Raw genomic sequence first — 3566 nt, 5'->3', positions numbered from 1 at the left:
TTCGGATGTTGGCAAGTGGCCTTTTTTATGTACATAAATTAGCTGCCGTTTCCTACATTTCTAGTCTGCCATAAACAGACATCACTAATACTTACCAATCCTAACACTCCCTTAATCACGAATAAGAACATCTTCCCTTCTATATTTACCACAAAGGCAATTACCCGTTTCGAACTCATTCCTTTTTTATCTACAAAAAAACACCTGCTACTCCTTGATTACGGGATAAGACAGGTGTTTGATTTGGCTTACTTTTTAATAAGTCATAATTGAAATTTCCTGCGGCATCCAAGGCTCGAAATAAGCTGCTTAGCTAACCCTGGTGCCCAAAATTTTACTACACAATGTTTTTTGGGTTCTTTATATTTAGTGCCTTTTGCATTACAACTTCATTTTTCTTGATTACTTTTAATTTCCATTTCCATCGTTTTTTTTACCTTTGAAATGATGTCCTCTGGATTTAAATTTAATTTCTGCCTTACCTTCTCAATTTGTGATATTAACGCCTCTAACTCTAAATGAAGTAATTCTTTTTCCCGCGTATTCTCATTGAAGTCATCAAAAATACTTATTTGCTTTATATTATCCTGTCTTCCCTTGGCTGATTTGCTCGTTTTTGCAGCATTTATGCTAAGGTCTACTTTTTCAAGATTTTGTTTTCTCTCTAATAAATTTTTATAAGTATTTTCTAACTCGGTTATTATTTGTTCATAATCATCTTCATTAGATATCCTTTTTGCCAACTCATTGTCTAAAAGATGGTAAATACCCTGGGTTGCCTCAACTTCCTTAGGTTCAAGTGGTTCAGGACAAAACAGTAGCCTACCTTGGTCTTGCGCATATTTTATCGTATGCTGAGTCCCCCCCTTAATCCCAGTTTGAACTGGGCAGACACCCAAAGATAAACCACTTTGAATTCTGTCACGTAAGACAAAAGAATTCCTAAATGTTTTCCCGCCAAGAGGTGTTTCGGAAACTAATAAGCCATTACGATAAACTATATCGTCCGCAATATCTCTGTTTTCCTTTGGGTAAATTTTATCCAAACTACCTGCTAACACTGCAATTGTACTGCCATTAGCTTTTAAAGCTCCAACATGACCAGCTGTATCAATTCCTAGAGCCAGCCCACTAACAATTATAAAGTTCCTTTTAACAAACTGTGCAGCTATTTTCATAGCTGCCTTATAACCTAATTCCGTAGGATTACGTGTACCCACGACAGCAATTGCCTTGTGATTTTTTAATAGATCAATGTTGCCCTTACAATATAAGATTACAGGCGGATCATCAATTAGCCCCAATAACTCCGGATAATATTCTGAACCCAGGTGAATTACCTCAATACCCTTTTCTTTATGTTTACTTATTGATTTCAATGCATCTGTTATCTTTGAAGAAAAATAACTTTGGTCAAAGACTTTTTTTACGATATTTATGTTTTTAATTAATGCTGTTAATTCACTTTCATAAGAATATAAATTTTCCTCGGAAAGGTTAGGAATGTGTTGATATATTCGCTTAACAGTCTTTACACCCATTCCTTCGATATTATTTAACGCAAGCCAAAATGCTGTAGTCATTCCCACACCTCTTTAATATCTAAAAAAGAAATTCTAATTCAAAATCCTTATATGAAAATTGATTTAAATATCTCTTTTTTCCTTCTTCATAATCTAAGAATACGCTATCTGATGCAACCCAAAAAGGGTTTGCATCAGAATTCCTAAAATTAAGTCTAAATTCTGTACCTGAATCATCTTGTAACCTCTTATGCTGGGGAGCGGAAGATTTTGATTGCATTATACTTAATGGAAGAATTGTAACTTTAGACGCTCCATTTTTATACAGAACTCTTGCACACTCCATTGTAGTGGAGCCACTAGTTAATACATCATCAATTAAAAGTACATGCCCACTAACTTTTCTCCTTGAACTAAAGGCATCCAATACATTGAGGGCCCTATCATAAAATGAACCTGCTCTCTTTTGTTTTTCGTAATGTCTTACTGTAAACAACAGATTACTGTCAATCTTACTTCTATGGTGATTTAGCTTTTGGTGGTTTATAACCGGATCCAAGTGGTTTTCACAGCCTGGCTTTGCGGGAACTATGGTGATTAGATCAAATTCATCTCTTAATTCTTCCTGGGTAAGCTGTATATTAACCTCTAAACATTCAGCCATTTCATTTATAGCATATGGTCGAAAGTTTTTTAAGCGGCTAATCATAGTTGATAAGCAGTGGGAATAATGTCGTGGATCTTCGTAAACGAAGTATCTGCCAGCCAACATTAAATTCGCCTTCAAATCAGGAAATAATTGGTGCCTTATCTCCCCAATATGATGAACAAACCCAGTTCCACCTGTCTTTTCGCAAGCTAATTCATTAAAGTAACTAATTTTCTTTTCATTTAGCAACAAGTCAATTAGTAATTCAATATCAACAATAGCATCTGGTAAATGTTTGTTATCTTCATTTAATAGAATGGGGAGATTTTCAGTTAAAAAAATAGTGGAAATATTAAATCTATGTGCAATTTCGTTAGGAGAAGTTGAGCCAGCTAATAGTACTGTATTAACTGGATCCAGTCTATTTGCAACTATGATGTTGTTAGAAAAACTTAAGGGTTCTCTTATATCACCCATAACTGTACGAAATTGAGGAAAGGCTGTAAAAAAACCGCTGGAGACACAATATAAATTATATCTTTGATTTAGTTTAGTTAAAGCTGCTTTAAATTCAGTCTTATGCAGATATGATGCCAAAGAGTCTAAATCTACGATAATACTTTTTACATTAGTACATAAAGAAAACATTTCTATTCCTCCTCTAATATAGCCTCTAACAAGCTTCTTAATTGGTTTACATCGTCTACAAGGTAATCCGATCCTGCAATGGATAACTCCTCAGTGGTGGATTCTCCCCAGGTAACCCCGATTGCAGTCATACCAGCACTTTTAGCAGCCAAAATATCATTTTTATGATCTCCAATGGCAATAACCTCATTTGGGTTGACCCCTAACCTTGTTGCACTCAATATCATAGGATCTGGATGAGGCTTCCTTTTTGAGCAATCATGGTAGCAAATTAAATCATCAAAATTAAAATTATGATGGGATAAGACCCTTGACGCATATGGCCTTGGAGAATTTGTAACAATACCAATAATGAATTGATTGTTAAGTATATTTAATAAACTCGAATCAAAAATAAGATATGTATTGGAAGGGATTTTTGAATAGCATTCACCCCACGGTTGTTTTCTTAGATGTTTTATCTCGGAGGTATTTATAATGGTATCATCCAAATCGAAAATAATGGCTTTAAAACTAGACATTATTCCCCCCCTTTTTCAATTTTCTCCTATATATGTATATATTACTAAATTTAGGATATTTTATCTACACATTAATATATGTAAAATCATTTGCAAACTAAGTAGACGTAATGCAATTTATCTATTAAGTAAACAAATCTCCATTACTTATTGTTAATGACGTTCTACAATGTCCAGAGATTGTCGGTATTAATTGTCCTAAAACTGACGGATTTACCGTCCAAA

At 34.2% G+C, this 3566-nt stretch carries 3 protein-coding genes; all 3 read right to left on the bottom strand.

Annotated elements, in window-relative coordinates; genetic code table 11:
• Nucleotides 1-389: 389 nt before the first annotated feature.
• From JJQ88_RS20835 to JJQ88_RS20825, 3 genes are read right to left on the bottom strand one after another with little or no spacing between them, the layout of a single operon-like run.
• The gene (locus JJQ88_RS20835) at nucleotides 390-1583 is read right to left on the bottom strand and encodes a DNA-processing protein DprA (protein ID WP_210367962.1); all 1194 of its coding nucleotides are present in this window, start codon (nucleotides 1581-1583) and stop codon (nucleotides 390-392) included.
• A 19-nt stretch (nucleotides 1584-1602) separates the two neighbouring features.
• A complete protein-coding gene (locus JJQ88_RS20830) occupies nucleotides 1603-2820 on the bottom strand; it encodes a ComF family protein (RefSeq protein ID WP_210367961.1) in 1218 nt (405 codons plus the stop codon).
• 2 nt (nucleotides 2821-2822) lie between these two features.
• Nucleotides 2823-3341, bottom strand: coding sequence for an HAD family hydrolase (locus JJQ88_RS20825; protein WP_210367960.1), 519 nt, complete (start codon nucleotides 3339-3341; stop codon nucleotides 2823-2825).
• Nucleotides 3342-3566: the final 225 nt, after the last annotated feature.

Origin of the sequence: Bacillus sp. REN3, from assembly GCF_017912555.1 — a bacterium.
Classification (GTDB): Bacteria; Bacillota; Bacilli; order Bacillales; family Cytobacillaceae; genus Mesobacillus.
The sequence above is the reverse complement of the archived record's forward strand: the minus strand, read 5'-3'. Positions and strand labels throughout refer to the sequence as shown.